The 15,866-nt window shown below is 63.8% G+C and carries 19 protein-coding genes; 11 read left to right on the forward strand and 8 right to left on the reverse strand.

Annotation, left to right across the window (positions count from 1 at the left end; all coding sequences use genetic code 11):
- Positions 1 to 31: 31 nt before the first annotated feature.
- A complete protein-coding gene (locus tag P8Y64_09505) occupies positions 32 to 730 on the reverse strand; it encodes a YoaK family protein (GenBank protein ID MEJ2060705.1) in 699 nt (232 codons plus the stop codon).
- Between the two features lie 173 nt (positions 731 to 903).
- Between P8Y64_09505 and P8Y64_09510 the strand changes: the two genes are divergently transcribed.
- Positions 904 to 1,353 carry a phosphate-starvation-inducible PsiE family protein gene (locus P8Y64_09510; protein ID MEJ2060706.1) on the forward strand — a complete coding sequence of 150 codons (450 nt, stop codon included), beginning with the start codon at positions 904 to 906 and terminating at the stop codon, positions 1,351 to 1,353.
- 2 nt (positions 1,354 to 1,355) lie between these two features.
- On the opposite strand, the gene radC is transcribed toward P8Y64_09510, so the two are convergent.
- The gene (radC, locus tag P8Y64_09515) at positions 1,356 to 2,027 is read right to left on the reverse strand and encodes a DNA repair protein RadC (protein ID MEJ2060707.1); all 672 of its coding nucleotides are present in this window, start codon (positions 2,025 to 2,027) and stop codon (positions 1,356 to 1,358) included.
- Positions 2,028 to 2,168: 141 nt separating this feature from the next.
- Between radC and P8Y64_09520 the strand changes: the two genes are divergently transcribed.
- Positions 2,169 to 2,498, forward strand: coding sequence for a hypothetical protein (locus P8Y64_09520; GenBank protein MEJ2060708.1), 330 nt, complete (start codon positions 2,169 to 2,171; stop codon positions 2,496 to 2,498).
- Positions 2,499 to 2,510: 12 nt separating this feature from the next.
- Here P8Y64_09520 and P8Y64_09525 read toward each other — a convergent pair whose 3' ends face one another.
- The 4 genes from P8Y64_09525 to P8Y64_09540 are packed head-to-tail and all read right to left on the reverse strand — an operon-like array spanning position 2,511 to position 4,882.
- Positions 2,511 to 2,972 (reverse strand): DoxX family protein, encoded by a 462-nt coding sequence (locus P8Y64_09525; GenBank protein ID MEJ2060709.1) that lies wholly within the window; start codon positions 2,970 to 2,972, stop codon positions 2,511 to 2,513.
- Between the two features lie 30 nt (positions 2,973 to 3,002).
- Complete coding sequence (locus P8Y64_09530) at positions 3,003 to 3,758, reverse strand: DNA-binding domain-containing protein (protein MEJ2060710.1); 756 nt, start codon at positions 3,756 to 3,758, stop codon at positions 3,003 to 3,005.
- Positions 3,742 to 4,611 (reverse strand): DUF692 domain-containing protein, encoded by an 870-nt coding sequence (locus tag P8Y64_09535; GenBank protein MEJ2060711.1) that lies wholly within the window; start codon positions 4,609 to 4,611, stop codon positions 3,742 to 3,744. The genes P8Y64_09530 and P8Y64_09535 overlap by 17 nt, the downstream gene beginning before the upstream one ends.
- Before the next feature lie 4 nt (positions 4,612 to 4,615).
- Positions 4,616 to 4,882, reverse strand: coding sequence for a DUF2282 domain-containing protein (locus tag P8Y64_09540; protein MEJ2060712.1), 267 nt, complete (start codon positions 4,880 to 4,882; stop codon positions 4,616 to 4,618).
- Positions 4,883 to 5,053: 171 nt separating this feature from the next.
- Here P8Y64_09540 and coaBC point away from each other — a divergent pair, with 171 nt between their 5' ends.
- The 3 genes from coaBC to argB all read left to right on the forward strand — a co-directional run bounded on the left by coaBC (position 5,054) and on the right by argB (position 7,762).
- Positions 5,054 to 6,277 carry a bifunctional phosphopantothenoylcysteine decarboxylase/phosphopantothenate--cysteine ligase CoaBC gene (gene coaBC / locus P8Y64_09545; GenBank protein ID MEJ2060713.1) on the forward strand — a complete coding sequence of 408 codons (1,224 nt, stop codon included), beginning with the start codon at positions 5,054 to 5,056 and terminating at the stop codon, positions 6,275 to 6,277.
- Positions 6,278 to 6,288: 11 nt separating this feature from the next.
- A complete protein-coding gene (gene dut, locus P8Y64_09550) occupies positions 6,289 to 6,744 on the forward strand; it encodes a dUTP diphosphatase (GenBank protein MEJ2060714.1) in 456 nt (151 codons plus the stop codon).
- Positions 6,745 to 6,874: 130 nt separating this feature from the next.
- Positions 6,875 to 7,762, forward strand: a complete 888-nt coding sequence (gene argB / locus P8Y64_09555; protein ID MEJ2060715.1) for an acetylglutamate kinase — start codon at positions 6,875 to 6,877, stop codon at positions 7,760 to 7,762.
- Between the two features lie 26 nt (positions 7,763 to 7,788).
- On the opposite strand, the gene P8Y64_09560 is transcribed toward argB, so the two are convergent.
- Positions 7,789 to 8,433 carry a DUF4124 domain-containing protein gene (locus tag P8Y64_09560; GenBank protein MEJ2060716.1) on the reverse strand — a complete coding sequence of 215 codons (645 nt, stop codon included), beginning with the start codon at positions 8,431 to 8,433 and terminating at the stop codon, positions 7,789 to 7,791.
- 100 nt (positions 8,434 to 8,533) lie between these two features.
- Between P8Y64_09560 and P8Y64_09565 the strand changes: the two genes are divergently transcribed.
- The gene (locus P8Y64_09565) at positions 8,534 to 9,289 is read left to right on the forward strand and encodes a sulfite exporter TauE/SafE family protein (protein MEJ2060717.1); all 756 of its coding nucleotides are present in this window, start codon (positions 8,534 to 8,536) and stop codon (positions 9,287 to 9,289) included.
- Positions 9,290 to 9,308: 19 nt separating this feature from the next.
- On the opposite strand, the gene pyrE is transcribed toward P8Y64_09565, so the two are convergent.
- Positions 9,309 to 9,950 carry an orotate phosphoribosyltransferase gene (pyrE, locus tag P8Y64_09570; protein MEJ2060718.1) on the reverse strand — a complete coding sequence of 214 codons (642 nt, stop codon included), beginning with the start codon at positions 9,948 to 9,950 and terminating at the stop codon, positions 9,309 to 9,311.
- Between the two features lie 81 nt (positions 9,951 to 10,031).
- Between pyrE and P8Y64_09575 the strand changes: the two genes are divergently transcribed.
- The 5 genes from P8Y64_09575 (at position 10,032) to P8Y64_09595 (ending at position 15,864) form a co-directional block, all read left to right on the forward strand.
- On the forward strand, positions 10,032 to 11,855 hold the full coding sequence (locus tag P8Y64_09575; GenBank protein MEJ2060719.1) for a sodium:proton antiporter: 1,824 nt from the start codon (positions 10,032 to 10,034) through the stop codon (positions 11,853 to 11,855).
- 9 nt (positions 11,856 to 11,864) lie between these two features.
- On the forward strand, positions 11,865 to 12,644 hold the full coding sequence (locus P8Y64_09580) for an exodeoxyribonuclease III (GenBank protein ID MEJ2060720.1): 780 nt from the start codon (positions 11,865 to 11,867) through the stop codon (positions 12,642 to 12,644).
- A gap of 323 nt (positions 12,645 to 12,967) precedes the next feature.
- Positions 12,968 to 14,206 (forward strand): AmpG family muropeptide MFS transporter, encoded by a 1,239-nt coding sequence (locus P8Y64_09585; protein MEJ2060721.1) that lies wholly within the window; start codon positions 12,968 to 12,970, stop codon positions 14,204 to 14,206.
- Entirely contained in the window at positions 14,193 to 15,491 is a 1,299-nt protein-coding gene (locus P8Y64_09590; GenBank protein MEJ2060722.1) for a mechanosensitive ion channel, read from the forward strand. Before P8Y64_09585 ends, P8Y64_09590 begins: the two co-directional genes overlap by 14 nt.
- Before the next feature lie 25 nt (positions 15,492 to 15,516).
- Positions 15,517 to 15,864 carry a hypothetical protein gene (locus P8Y64_09595; GenBank protein MEJ2060723.1) on the forward strand — a complete coding sequence of 116 codons (348 nt, stop codon included), beginning with the start codon at positions 15,517 to 15,519 and terminating at the stop codon, positions 15,862 to 15,864.
- The last annotated feature ends 2 nt before the right edge of the window (positions 15,865 to 15,866 follow it).

Consider the following 15,866-nt stretch of genomic DNA (forward strand, 5'->3'; position numbering starts at 1 on the left):
CGGCAGGCACCGCAATGGCAGCCGCCTTCGATCACCCCGCATTCTCTTCGCGTGGCAGGTAACCGATCGCGATCAACAGGCAGAATCCGGCGGCGAAACTCAAGGCATGCGCCCCCCAGTTGAGGAACATGACGACACCGGCGATGCCGCCAACGATGAAGCCGGCCAGGATTACCACCAGCAGCATCAGTTTCCAGGTCTTGATCCGTTTATGGCGCAGCCGGTGCGCCAGCAATACCCCGATATCGGTGACGATGCCGGTAACGTGGGTGGTGCGCAGGGTCAGGCCGCGATAACTGGCGGCCAGCGCATTCTGCAGGCCGCAGGCCATCGCCGCGGCGACCAGGGCCAGATGTGGATGCGCACTGACTGCAAATACGGCTGCAACGCTGAGCAGCAGCCCTTCGATGAGCAGCGCCACGCCGTAACGCCGTCCGGGACGCAGCACGGTGGAGGCGACCATCAGACCGCTGAACATGGCGCCGAGCATGAAGCCGACCATGATGCCGGCCAGCAACAGAAAGTTCTGCGGATTGAACCGACCCAGGTCGATGCCCAGCTCGGTTGCCGGTCCGCTCATGTGGCTGACGGGCATGCCTGCATAACTCAGCATGACGGCGTTTACATAGCCCGCCAGCCCGGCCAGCAGGGCGGCGACCAGGAATAACAACGGCGTGGCGGCCTCATCGGGGCCGGAAGGCCCCTGTTCGGGCAAGGGTGCGTAAGGCATGGTAATGAACCTGTTTCTCGCTATTAGCTTACAGCAGACCACGCCCCACCAGCGAGAACACTACGTGACACAGACAAAGCAATAGGGAAACATGCACTTACCTAACGGCTGCCGCCATCCGTTAACATCTCCATTGGCCACCGGTACATGACCCGCAACGCAAGGAGAAACCCATGCGGTCACATTGGTTCGAAGCGATCATGGAGACAGCCAACCGGCTGTTGCACGCCTTCATCGCACTTGCCTTGCTGGTGGCCAGCCTGCTGCTGGTCTGGCAGTTCTGCGCCGATGTTATCGATACCGTCCGCTCAGGCAACGTCAGCAACGGCTTTCTCCAGTCCCTGGGCAATCTGTTCATCCTGTGGGTCCTGTCCTCGCTGATCTCGGCCGAGGTGCGCTACATGCGTACCGGTCATTTTTCCGTGGTGGTCTTCATCGAAGCGGCGCTCATCACCCTGCTGCGCCAGCTCATCATCATCCCGGTCGAGAGCAGCGGACACCTGGAGCAATGGGCGTGGACCTACGGGCTGATCATCGGCGCCGTACTTGCCGTGGGGATCACCTACTTTCTCGTGCAGCGTAAAGCCAGTGGCGACCCGGGCGGGGAGATGCGCGACAGTTGAGGCTATAGCAGCCCGCGCTCGGCCAGCGAGACCGCGTTGTCCCCAACGACGATGTGGTCGAGCACGCGCACGTCGATCAGCGCCAGCGCGTCCTTGAGCCGCTGGGTCAGCGAGACGTCGGCCTGGCTGGGCTCGGCGACGCCGGAGGGGTGATTGTGCGCCAGGATCACGGCGGCGGCGTTGTGATGCAGCACCCGCCTGACAACCTCACGCGGATGGACGCTGGCCCCGTCGATGGTGCCGGTGAACAGGGGTTCGTAATCGATGACGCGGTGCCGGTTGTCCAGAAACAGCACCGCGAAGACCTCGTGAGGGTGGTGTCGCAGCCGCGACATGAGGTAGTTCACGGTCTGCGTGGGATTCTCCAGCGTCACGCCGCGCCGGATCTCGTCTTCCAGGTAGCGCCGCGCCATTTCCAATACGGCCTGCAGCTGGGTGTACTTGGCCTCGCCCAGGCCTTTGGCGGCGGTGAATCGACCGAGGTCGGCCTCCAGCATCGCGCGCAAGCCGCCGAAGACATCCAGCAGTTCGCGCGCCAGATCAACCGCGCTTTTGCCCGCCACTCCGGTGCGCAAAAAGATCGCTAGCAACTCAGCGTCGGATAACGCCCCCGGGCCGCGGCCCAGCAGTTTTTCACGCGGACGCTCGTCCGCCGGCCAGTCCCTGATCGACATATCTCCCACCTCCCTGGGATGCATGCGGCCACAGGCTAGCAGAGCGGGATGGCAGCGAAAAGGTATGGATCGCGGTGAGGGTGCGGAATCCGCCATCATGGTCGAGAATCAGATATGTCATCCCCGCCCCGGAGCCGCTTCATGACCAGGATACCGATGCGCACCTTGCTGCTGGCCACCGTCACCGCATTGTCTTTGACCGCTTGTGCAACAGAACCCTCACCGTCCGTGGCCGCCGGCGGGGTCATTGTCGTCCACTCGGCGCCCCCGCCTGCACGGGTCGAGGTCATCGGTCACCCACCCTATCCCGACGCTGTCTGGATACAGGGCCACTGGATGTGGCGGGACCGCTGGGTCTGGAACGGCGGTCATTGGGCGCACCGCCCGCACCCGAATGCCAAATGGGCGCCGGGTCGCTGGCATGAACGCCGCCACGGGGAATGGACCTACCGCCCCGGACGTTGGCGATAGCCGTAACCCTACTCAGGCGCGGTGCAGTGCCGGAAGATAACGTTCCAGCAGGGTATCCAGCGACAGCTTGCCCGGCCCGCGCAGCACGATCACCAGCAGCATCAGCCCCCACATCATGTGCAGTTCCACTCCATCCGGCGACAGGCCGGGGAAGGAAATCACCGCGATGATGTTGAAGACGAACAGGATGATCGCCGCGGGACGGCCGGCCAGTCCCAGCGCCAGCAGCACCGGCATGGAAAGCTCGGTGGCAGTGCCCAGATAGGCCGCCACCGCGGGCGGCAGCAGGGGAACGTGATAGATATAGGTGAACAGGCCGATGGTGGCGTCGAAATTGTCGGTCTTGGTCAGCCCCGACATGAAAAACACCCGCGCCACCCAGAGCCGCAGCAACAGGTCGCCCACCGGCGCCAGCCATTCCAGCAGGGCCGTCAGGCGGTGGTACACGGACTGCACAGGGGTGATCAGAAACATGGATAGGTCTCCTTGAGGGAAGGGATTCGGTTACAGATCGCCCGTCTGCCAGGCGACGATCAATCCGGATGCAGCCAGCCAGGACAGGATCCGGTCGGGTGCAAAATCGGCGTCCTTCGCGCGCGCGGTCTCCCAGGCCGCCTCGATTCTGCAGCCTTGTTCCAGGGACCCGACGAAGGCGTACTCGGCCGGCTGCAGGCACCAAACCGCCACCCGCCCGCCGTCGCGCGCCACGGCCACCGATTCGCCGCCGGCGTCCAACGACACCGCTTCGCCCTCCCCGTCCGGCTGTTGGCAAAGGCGCCAGATGCGAAATACCGGATAGTCCGACCGCAGCAGCCGCAACGCGGGGTGCAATGCAAAACGCAGCCCGGGATAGGCCGCCTCCGGCAGACTGGTGAGCGCATCCAGCGGCGCACAGACCGCATCAGGAGCAAGCAGGCTTTCCTGGCACAACCAGTCCAGGCGTGCGCAGTCGCCCAGATAGGGCAGGCCGGCAACCGGCTCATAGGTCGAAATGAAATCCGCAAACCCGCGGCCGTAGTCGTCCAGGTTGCCGGAACGCGAGGGGTGGGATTCGGCAAAGCGCGTCGCCATAGCCTGAAAAAACGCCTCGCCGGTCAGGGCGCGCACCGTGGCGTAGGTCAACGCCAGTGCGGTAACCCGGTTTTCCCGCCAAGCGGCAGCGTAGACGTCGAGCCCGGTCCGCGGCCCGATGTGCCCGAGCGGCTCGCCTGCGTCGATGGCGCGTGCGAAACCGGCCAGTTGGTCATGCAGCCCGGTCATGCGGATGCCTCTCCAGCACATCGTCGGCGCGACGGGCTTCCTGCAGCAGCGTATCCAGCGGCGGCAGGTCCACGTCCCATTCGATCAGCGTGGGGCGTGCGCCGATACGGCGTATCAGCCGTTCGTACAGTGCCCATACGGGTGCGGCCACAGGACGATTGTGGGTGTCCACCAGCAATTCACGATCCGCGTGTTGCGCACGGGTATGCCCGGCGAGATGCACCTCCCGGACCAACTCGCCGGGCACGGCGTCCAGATAGGCGTCGGCATCAAAACCGGCATTGTGCGCATTCACGAACACGTTGTTCACATCGAGCAGAATGCCGCACCCGGCCCGGCGCGCGGTCTCCACCAGGAATACCCATTCAGGCATGTCGCTTTCAGCAAAGCCGGCATAGGCCGATACGTTCTCGATCAGGATCTGCCTGTCCAGCGCATCCTGCACACGCACAATGCGATCCGCGCAATGGGCTATAGCCTGTTCGGTAAACGGCAACGGCAGCAGGTCGTTGTAATGCACGCCGTCCAGGCTGCTCCAGCACAGGTGCTCCGAAACCAGGCCCGGCTCGAAACGATCGACGAGGGTTTTCAAATGCCCCAGATGACGCTCGTCCAGCACATCCGTAGACCCCAGCGAGAGGCCGACACCGTGAAAAGACAACGGATAATCCGCGCGCAGGTCGTCGAGCAGCGCCGGCAACGGACCGCCCGGCGCGAAGAAATTTTCGCTGTGAACCTCCAGGAAACCGACCGCGGGCCGCCGCGCCACAAACGTTTCGTGATGCCCCGCACGCAGGCCGATTCCCGCGCACGCGAGAATCGGCACTGCTTTGGAAGGCCCGGGATGGGTCATGACTTCAGCCACCGGCCTTCAGGCTGCCGCCGGCGATCTTTTCGCAAATGCCTTTGGGCAACAGAATGAAGGCATTGGAATCGCGATCGACCTTGCTGGTGCCGGCGCAGGCGTTCTTGCCCGTGGCACAGTCGTTCTTGCCCGCCTTGGCGATGCCGTAGCACGGTTCCATGGGTTTCTCGGCCGCAGCGGCGGTTTGTGCAAGTCCGCCCAGACTCAGGGCGATCACGGCGGCAGCAGCCGAACGGGCGACACAGTTTGCAGGCTTCATACGTTACTTCCCCCTTCAAGGTGAATGATGAATGGATTGGACGTCGACCAAGTCAGCGCCCTCATCCCGATATACGCGGCGCTCCGCCTGGCGGATGCAGCCCGGTCGGCGAATTCGCACCTGTGACGTGCCTCACGCACCGATTTCGTGCGCTCTGATACACTTATCCCCATGTCCGCACTGGCATACAAACGTATTCTGCTCGGGGTCACCGGCGGCATTGCCGCCTACAAGGCCTGCGAACTGACGCGCCTGCTGAAAAAATCGGGCGCCGAGGTGCGCGTGGTCATGACCCGAGCGGCCACCGAATTCGTCACGCCGCTGACCTTCCAGGCGCTGTCCGGAGAAGCGGTGCGCACCGACCTGTTCGATACCGCGGCCGAGGCCGGTATGGGACACATCGAGCTGGCCCGCTGGGCGGATGCGGTATTGGTGGCGCCGGCCAGCGCCGACTTCATGGCCCGCCTCGCCGCCGGCATGGCCAATGACCTGCTGGCCACCCTGTGCCTGGCGACGGAAGCGCCGGTACTGGTGGCGCCCGCGATGAACCGGGTAATGTGGGACCATCCGGCCACGCAAGCCAATCGCGAAATCCTGCTTGCCCAGGGCGTGCAGATGCTGGGGCCGGGTTCCGGTGCGCAGGCCTGCGGCGAACAGGGTGAAGGGCGCATGCAGGAACCGGACGAACTCGTCACGCAGCTGGAAGAGGTTTTCCACACCGGCGAACTGGGCGGCAAAAAGGTGGTGATCACCGCCGGGCCGACGCGCGAGGCGCTGGACCCTGTGCGCTATCTGAGCAACTACAGCTCGGGCAAGATGGGCTTTGCCCTGGCGCGGGCCGCACACGAGGCGGGCGCGGACGTGATCCTGGTCGCGGGGCCGGTCAATCTGCCCACCCCGGAAGGGGTACGGCGTGTCGACGTGCAGGATGCGCTGGAGATGCGGGCCGCCGTCATGCAGCACATCGAGGGCTGCGACCTGTTCATTGCCGCGGCCGCCGTGGCCGACTACCGGCCGATTCAGCGCGCGCCGCAAAAGCTGAAAAAGAACACCGACACCCTGACGGTCGAACTGGCCCGCAACCCGGATATTCTCGCCGAGGTGGCTGTGCGTACCTCGCGTCCCTATGTGGTCGGTTTCGCCGCCGAGACCGAGCACCTGCTCGAGCACGCGCAGGAAAAACTGCGTCGCAAGCGTCCCGACATGCTGATTGCCAATCGCGTCGGCCACGGCCTGGGGTTCGATCAGGACGACAATGCTCTGGAAGTGATCTGGCCCGGTGGCCAACAATCCTTCCCGCGCGCCAGCAAACAGCGTCTGGCCCGTGACCTCGTCAGACTGATCGCGGAGCGCATGCGCAACGGGCGTGCGCCACATCTCACCCTTGCCACCTGAGCCACAGCAACATGCAGAAGATCGAAGTCAAAATCCTCGACCCCCGCATCGGGGATGAATTCCCCCTGCCCGGCTATGCCACCCCCGGATCGGCCGGCATGGACCTGCGCGCCTGTCTGGACACAGCCCTGATCCTGGCACCGGGACAGACGGAACTCATTCCCACCGGCATCGCCATCCATATCGGCGACGCGGGGCTGGCCGCCACCATCCTGCCGCGTTCCGGCCTCGGCCATAAGCACGGCATCGTGCTCGGCAACCTGGTGGGGCTGATCGACTCCGACTACCAGGGACAGTTGTTCGTCTCGACCTGGAACCGCGGCCAGGAGAGCTTCACCATCAAACCCGGCGAACGCATTGCCCAGCTCGTGTTCGTGCCAGTCGTTCAGGCCGAATTCGACATCGTCGAGGATTTCGAAGCCAGCCACCGGGGCGAAGGCGGCTTCGGCTCGTCGGGCCGCCACTAACACGACAGCCGTCCTCGCCGATGGCCGGGCACGACTTACGGGCCGGCGGCTCCGGCATATCGGCGCGCAACCCGAACCGCAAAACCGTAAACTTGCTTCAACCAGAACGAGACAGATTCCTACCGGCACCATGAACCAACAAGACGCCACCCGGGTCGCTTCGGTCCTCATCGAGGCCTTGCCCTATATCCAGCGCTTTTCCGGCAAGACCGTCGTCATCAAGTACGGCGGCAACGCCATGGTGGACGAAAACCTCAAGCACGGCTTCGCACGTGACATCGTGCTGCTCAAGCAGGTGGGGCTGAACCCGGTGGTGGTGCACGGCGGCGGTCCGCAGATCGGCAAGCTGCTCACTCAGCTGGGCAAGGAATCCACCTTCGTCGAAGGCATGCGGGTCACGGACCGCGAGACCATGGACGTGGTGCAGATGGTGCTGGGGGGCCTGGTGAACAAGGAGATCGTCAACCTGATCAACCAGTACGGCGGCCATGCGGTCGGCCTCACCGGCAAGGACGGGGCGCTGATCCGGGCCCGCAAGCTGACGCTGAACCGCACCAACCCGGAACTTCAGGCCTCGGAGATCATCGACCTGGGACACGTCGGCGAAGTCGCCGCCATCGACCCTTCCCTGGTGCACATGCTGGATCGCAGCGGCTTCATCCCGGTCATCGCCCCGGTCGGGGTCGGCGAGGACGGCGCCTCCTACAACATCAATGCGGATCTGGTGGCCGGCAAGATGGCGGCGGTGCTGGGTGCGGAAAAACTGATTCTGCTGACCAATACCACCGGCGTACTGGACGGAGAAGGTGGGCTGCTCACGGGACTCGGCACCGAGGACGTCGACCGTTTGATCGCCGACGGCACCATTCACGGCGGAATGCTGCCCAAGATCGGTTGCGCGATGGACGCCATCCAGTCCGGGGTCAAAACCGCCCATATCATCGATGGTCGTATCGAACACGCCGTGTTGCTGGAACTGTTCACCGATCAGGGCATCGGCACCCTGATCAGAGGCTGAACGGCCCCGCCCCGGGCAAGGCGGGCCTATTGCTGCTGCTGTTGCTGTTGCTTGGCCTGCTTTTCTTTTGCCTGCTCGGCCTTCAGCTCCTTGAAGCGCGCGATGTCGTGCTTGAATTTCTTGACGATATCCCCTCGCACCTGCTGCTGTTGATGCAGGTAATCCTCGTTGTCGGCCAGCGCGTTCTTCAAGTTCATGACCTGTTCGTTGAGGTTTTGGTTATCCGGATGTTTTTTCAGCCGTGCCTCCACCGACCCGAGCTGTGACTTGATGCTGGTCACCTTTTCCTGGGCGATCTTGATGTTGGTGTCAACCAGACCGAGACGGTCGTCACGTGCACGCTCGAGATCCTCGACCGTGGTGAAGGTCTGCAACAGGATCTGATCCAGCCGACGCTGTTTCTCGGCATCCACGCTGGCCTGCTCCTTCGCCTTTTTCTGCTGCGCCCTTTTTTCCAGTTCCGCCTTGGTGGGTGCCGGACCCACGGTCGTTTCCACGTCGCCCGCCGAATCCATCACCTCGACCTTGTAATCGTGCGCCGCCTCGGGCGGCAGGGTATCGCTTATATGCACATTCCCATTCGCGTCCACCCAGCGGTAGAACTTGGCTGCGGCAACGCCGGGCAGCACCAGCGGCAGCAGCAGGGCGGCGGCAAGCGCCTTTGATGGCATAATCCTCAACCTCCTCAAGCGGGTGAGCCGCGAATTTGCGGGTTGGCCAAGCTTGCGGTTCCTACTATAGGTCAGCCCTTCCACCACCCACAAGCGGCCCGTGGATATTACCAACCAACTTCTGCTGTTCGTTATCTCGCTGTTCGCCAATATGTTCTCGGCCTTCGCCGGGGGCGGGGCAGGGCTGATCCAGCTGCCGGCGCTGATCTTTCTGGGCCTGCCGTTCGGAATCGCGCTGGCCACGCACAAACTGGCCAGCGTGGCGCTGGGCGTCGGCGCCACCCTGCGCCATTTGCGCGAAGGGGGACTGCAGCGCGGGTTCGTCCTGTTGCTGCTGGTATCGGGAATACCCGGGGTATTGCTGGGTGCGAGCGTGATTCTGCAGGTGCCGGGACGGGCGGCGGAAATCGCGCTCGGCCTGCTCACCGCCGGCCTGGGATTGTATTCGGTGTTCAAGCCGACCCTGGGCCAGACCCACACGCCAAGCCACCGCGACCCGAGCGGTTACCTGATCGGCGGCACGATTCTGTTCGGCATCGGTTTCCTGAACGGCTCGCTGACCTCCGGCACCGGCCTGTTCACCACCTTGTGGCTGGTGCGCTGGTTCGGCCTCGACTACCGGCGCGCTGTGGCGTACACGCTGGTGATGGTGGGGCTGTTCTGGAACGGCGCCGGCGCCATCACGCTCGGCATGCTGGGATCGATCCAATGGAGCTGGATTCCCGCCCTGCTCGCCGGTTCGCTGATCGGCGGCTACCTCGGGGCGCACCTCGCGATCGCGAAGGGCAACCGCTGGATCAAGCGCGGATACGAATTCGTCACCCTGGTGATCGGTATCAAGCTCATCATCGGCTGAGGCCGCCGACGGCTCGTGCTCAAATGCCGTACTCGGCGCGGTAGGCCTCGACCGCCGGCAGCACCTCGCCGGCGTCAGCACGTTCACGCAGCAGCTCGAGCAGATCGTCCAGACAGGCGATGCTGACGACGCGCAACCCGTAATCCCGTTCCACCTCCTGGATGGCGGACAGACTGCCCTTGCCGCGCTCCTGGCGGTCCAGGGCGATCGCCACACCAACCGGCTCGGCCCCCTGATCGCGGATCAGGGCCACGGATTCGCGGATCGCGGTCCCGGCGGTGATGACGTCGTCGATGATCAACACGCGCCCGGCCAAAGGTGCGCCCACCAAGTTGCCACCCTCGCCGTGATCCTTGGCCTCCTTGCGGTTGAAACACCACGGCAGGTCGCGTCCATGACGGCCGGCGAGCGCCACGGCGGTGGCGGCGGCCAGCGGAATGCCCTTGTAGGCGGGACCAAAGAGCATGTCGAACTCCATCCCCGAGGCGACGATGGCCTGGGCGTACCACTGACCCAGCCGATCCAGCGCGGCGCCGGTGTTGAACAAACCCGCATTGAAGAAATACGGGCTCTTGCGCCCGGACTTGAGGGTGAACTCACCGAAGCGCAACACGCCGCGCTCGATGGCGTATTCGAGGAACTGCTGCTGGTAGGGCTGCATGGGTCGGGGCACCGAAGTATGAAACAGGGGGCATGCTAGAGTACGCCCAACCTACGCTCAAGCCGGCCGTGTCCACTTCGCATGCATGAACACATCCTTGTTGCGCTGACCGCCATCGGCCTGATCGCCCTGGCCGCCCAGTGGGTCGCCTGGTGGCTGCGCCTGCCAGCCATTCTGTTCCTGTTGCTGGCCGGCATCGTGGCCGGCCCCGTCACCGGCTGGCTGGACGTCCAGGGACTGTTCGGCGATCTGCTGTTTCCCTTCGTCTCGCTTTCGGTCGCGATCATCCTGTTCGAAGGCAGCCTGACCCTGCGCCTGCCCGAGATCCGCGGCCTGGAAGGCGTGGTGCGCAATCTGATCACCGTCGGCATGCTCGCCTCGTGGGCGGTCACCACCCTGGCGGCCCGGCTGCTGATGGATTTCGACTGGACCCTCGCCCTGCTGTTCGGCGGCATCACCGTGGTGACCGGACCGACGGTCATCCTGCCCATGCTGCGCAGCGTTCGCCCCACGGCCAAGGTGGCCAACGTGCTGCGTTGGGAGGGTATCGTCATCGATCCCATCGGCGCCCTCGTCGCGGTGCTGGTCTTCGAGTTCATCGTCGCACAGCAAACCGAACATGCGCTGGCCCTCACCCTGTGGGCATTCGTGAAGCTGATAGGCATCGGCGGGATCAGCGGCGCGCTCGCCGGTTACCTGTGGGGCATGGTGTTGCGCCATTACCTGGTGCCCGATTACCTGATCAACGTGGCCACCCTGCTCACCCTGTTCGGCGTGTTCACGCTCTCCAACGTCCTGCAGCAGGAATCCGGGTTGCTGGCCGTGACCGTCATGGGGATGTGGCTCGCCAACATGCGCGGGGTGCACACCGAGGATCTGCTCGACTTCAAGGAAAGCCTGAGCGTGCTGCTCATTTCCGGCCTGTTCATCATCCTCGCCGCGCGCTTGAGCCTGCACGACCTGCAGGCCCTCGGCCTGCCGGCACTGGGTGTGCTGGCCGCCGTACTGCTGATCGCCCGGCCGTTGAGCGTCGGGCTCGCCACCCTGGGTTCCAACCTCAGCTGGCGCGAACGCCTGCTGATCGGCTGGTTCGCGCCGCGCGGCATCGTCGCGGCGGCCGTCTCGGCACTGTTCGCGCTGCGCCTGGATGAAAACGGCGTACCCAACGCGTTGCAGCTGGTGCCGCTCACATTTTTGATCATCATCGGCACGGTGGTGGTCTACAGCATGAGCACGCGCTGGATCGCCGGCCTGTTGAAGGTCTCCGAACCCGAACCCAACGGGGTACTGCTCATCGGCGCCAATCCCGTGGCGCGCGCCATCGCCCATGCCCTGGCCGAACAGGACTTTCCGGTGATACTGGCCGACGGCAACTGGGAGTACATCCGCACCGCGCGCATGGAAGGCCTCAAGACGTACTACGGCAATCCGGTCTCGGAACACGCCGATCGCCATCTGGACCTGGTCGGCATCGGCCGGCTCATGGCCGTGTCGCCGCTGGCCGAACTCAACTCCCTCGCAGTGCTGCGCTACCGGCACGAATTCGGCCGCAACCGGCTTTACAGCCTGCAAACCGCACAGGAGAAAAGGGCCGGCGAAAAGCACAAAGCAGCCTCCGAACTGCGCGGTTATCTGCTGTTCGGCGAAGACGTCAGTTATTCCAAGCTGGCCAGCTGGCTGGGCCAGGAAGCGGAGTTCCGCACCACCAACCTGACCGAGGAATTCGGTTTCGTGGATTTCCTGGCGCGCCACGAGGACCGCGTCATTCCCCTGTTCGCGGTCACCCCGCGCGGGCGCCTGCAGGTTTTCGTCGCCGATGGCATCATGCGTCCCGAAGCGGGTTGGCGCATCATCAGCCTGATCAAGCCCGAACCCGAAACCCACGACACCAAACAAAACGACTGAATCTCCCCCATGCGAGTCATTTCCCTCAACGCCAACGGCATCCGCGCCGCCGCCCGCAAGGGCTTTTTCGACTGGCTTCCCAAACAGCATGCCGACGTGGTGTGCATCCAGGAGACCAAGGCCCAGGAACACCAGCTCGACGACGGCCTGTTCTATCCGGAGCCCTATCACTGCTATTACTTTGATGCCGAGCGCAAAGGCTACAGCGGCGTCGCGCTCTACGCGCTCAAGGAGCCGGACGAGGTCATCACCGGCATGGGGGCCGAGGAATTCGATCGTGAGGGCCGCTACATCGAGGCACGTTTCGGCAAACTGTCCGTGGTCTCGCTGTATGCCCCGTCTGGCTCCGCCGGTGAGGAGCGCCAGGCCTCCAAAGAGCGCTTTATGGAATATTTCATGGACTACCTGCGCGGTCTGCGCCGCAAGCGCCGGGAATACATCATCTGCGGCGATTGGAACATCGCGCACAAGGAAATCGATCTCAGGAACTGGAAGAGCAATCAGAAAAACTCGGGCTTCCTGCCCCACGAACGCGCCTGGCTGGACGAACTGTTCGACAAGGTGGGTTTCGTCGATGCCTTTCGCGTCGTCAACCAGGAACCCGACCAGTACACCTGGTGGTCCAACCGCGGCCAGGCCTGGGCCAAGAATGTGGGTTGGCGCATCGATTACGAGGTGATCACGCCGGGTCTCAAGGACAAGGTTCAGGATGTTTCGGTCTACAAGGACGAACGTTTTTCGGACCACGCTCCCCTCACGATCGATTACGATTTGGCGTTTTCTTCATGACCACCCCTCTGACCCGGGCATCTTCACGACGACCTGATCATCGGCATACAGTTGGGTAGCGGGGCGGCCCGTGAAGAGCGTTTCCCGTTCGAGCCCCCTGGGGTGCGTCAGCGCCGCATCGATCGATGCCAACGGGACGGAAACTTCTTCCGAACGGGCACATCCATCCTTGAATAAACCATCCTTCGACTGTTCGTTCAGAATCTAACACACTGAACGCGCCCCATTCTCGAAGCGTTTGATAAGATGTCGCAGTAACTCAGGACTAATCGACTTTGGCCCGCACCTATCTAGCCATCCTGCGCGAATTCCTCACCGGCCGTATGATCGTCGCGGCCCTGATGGGCTTCGCCTCGGGTCTGCCCCTGCTGCTGACACTGACGATCCTGCAGGCCTGGCTCACCGAGTCGCACATACCGCTGGGCGAAATCGGGCTGTTCGCGCTGATCGGACTGCCGTACACCGTCAAGTTTCTCTGGGCGCCGTTCATGGACCGCTACGTGCCCCCGCTGCTGGGACGGCGGCGCGGCTGGCTGCTGGGCCTGCAGGCGCTCCTTGCACTGGTAATCATCCTGCTCGGCCAGACCGACCCGACGCATGATCTCGGCCTGGTCGCCGTGATCGCTTTTCTGGTCGCACTGCTGTCCGCCATGCAGGACACGGTGATCGACGCCTACCGGCGCGAATCGCTGGCCGACGACGAACAGGGTCTGGGCGCCTCGCTGTATGTCTGGGGCTACCGGGTGGCCATGCTGATCGCCTCCGGCGGCGGCCTGATCCTGGCGCAGTATGTCGGCTTCGCCCTTACCTACGCGCTCATGGGCCTGATGATGGTCGTGGGCCTGCTCACCACCCTGTTCGCGCCGGAACCGGACACCGACATCCTGCCGCCCCCCACCCTGCGCGAAGCGGTTATCGAACCCTTTGTGGATTTTTTCACCCGGCGCCAGAGCGCGTTGCTGATTTTGTTGTTCATCCTGCTGTACAAGATCGGCGACCAGCTGGCGACCACGATGACCACGCCGTTTTATCTTCAGTTGGGCTTCAGCAAGGAAGAGATCGGGGCGGTGGTGAAGCTGTTCGGATTCTGGGCCACGGTACTGGGCGGCGTGGCCGGCGGGGTCGCCATTATGCGTATCGGCCACTACCGCTCCCTGTGGGTGTTCGGTCTGCTGCAGGGAATATCCACCGCGGGATTCGCCTGGCTGACCCACACCGGCCCGGTGGTCGGCTGGCTGGCCGCAGTCATCGCCTTCGAAAACTTTGCCGGCGGCATGGGTACGGCCGCCTTCATCGGCTTCATGGCCAACCTGACCAACAAGGAGTTCACGGCGACGCAGTACGCCCTGCTGACCAGCCTGATGGGCATACCGCGCGCCGTGCTGGCCGCACCCACAGGCTACATGGCCGCCGCCCTGGGCTGGGCGCCATTCTTTTTGCTGTGCGCGGCTCTCGCCCTGCCCGGACTGTGGCTGCTGACCCGATTCCGCGGCTGGCTCGACGGCATGGGCAGCAGCACCGAATCGGTCCGAGACGAGGCGCCTGCTGATGTCCGCTCTTGACCTGCTGAACGCCGGCCTCGAGGTATTGCAGACCCGGCTCACGCGTCCCGAGGTCTGGCTGCAGCTCGGTGTCATCGTACTGGCCGGCGCCATCGCATGGCTGATCGACCGGCGCTGGTCGGGCTATCTGAAGGTCTGGCTGGGGGAAGACCGCCAGCGCACCCTGAGCGACATGACGCTGCGGGGCATCAAGCGGATCGTATTCCCGCTCACCATGCTGCTGCTGGTGCTGCTGGGACGCGCGCTGCTGCAGCCATACGCCGACCAGACTCAACTGCTGGATATCGTCATCCCGCTGCTGTTGGCGCTGGCCGGCATCCGCATGCTCGTCTACACCCTGCGGCGCTTCTTTGCACCGGGCCCGGCACTACGCGCCCTGGAAACCACTATCTCCATCACCATCTGGTCCGTTTACGCCTTGTATCTGCTGGGCTGGCTGCCGGCCATCGCCGACACCCTTAACAGCATCGGCATCGGACTGGGCAAGTCACGCCTCACCCTGCTCATGCTGCTCAAAGGCGGCGTCTCGCTGCTGGTCTTCCTGATCCTGAGCTATTGGCTGGCCACCTTTCTGGAACACCGTGTGATGCGCCTGCCCTATCTCAGCGCGGGCATGCGCCTCGGCATCGCCAAGGTGACCAAGTTCCTGCTACTCGCCCTCGGCATCCTGGTCGGGCTCAACGCGGTCGGTATCGATCTGACGGCACTGACCGTCTTCGGCGGCGCGCTTGGCGTAGGACTTGGGCTCGGCCTGCAGCGCATCGCCAGCAATTTCGTGAGTGGCTTTATTCTGCTGTTCGACCGTTCCATCCGTCCTGGTGACGTCATCAGCATCGGCAACAGTTTCGGCTGGATACAGGAAATGCAGGCGCGCTACGTGGTGGTACGCGATCGCGACGGGGTGGACACCCTGATCCCGAACGAAAACCTCATCACCTCGCAGGTCATCAACTGGAGCTATCTGGACCGCAACGTGCGCATCAAGGCGCCGGTGCAGATCAGTTACCGGGACGACCCGGAACAGGCCATGCAGCTGATGGTGGATGCCGCCCGCGAGAATCCGCGCGTGCTCGCCGATCCGCCGCCCGTGGCCCGACTGATGGGCTTCGGGGACAACGGCATCAACCTGGAGCTGCGTTTCTGGGTCAGCGACCCGGAGGAAGGGGTCAACAACGTCCGTTCGGAGATCAATCTGGCCATCTGGCGTGGCTTCAAGACGCTGGGCATCACCATCCCCTACCCGCAGCGGGACGTTTATCTGAAGGAACCCAAGAGAGGGGACTGACGTGGAGGCCCTGCCGACGGAACACATGACATTCCGTGCCCTGCTGAAACGCCTCGACACCTACTGCGGGGGCTGCATCCTGGCTGGTTCCGAAGAACGGACCTTTCAACGACTCATGGCCGACGAACATCCCGATCCTTATTACGCGCCGCTGCTGCGCATGCTGATCGACTGGGTACCCATCCGGCACGCGGCTCAAAGCGTGTACCGGGCCGACCTGGTCCGTGCCCTGGGACCATTACGCTTGAGTTATCAGCAGGCGGATGCCGACCCGGCGGGCTATCGGGCCCTGAACCGGCTCATCGCCGCGATCGATGCGGCCTACGACGACGCGGCGCTGGAAGCCCGCACCCTGAACCACAAGTCGCATTAGAT

Source organism: Gammaproteobacteria bacterium (assembly GCA_037388465.1).
Lineage (GTDB): Bacteria > Pseudomonadota > Gammaproteobacteria > SpSt-1174 > SpSt-1174 > JARRKE01.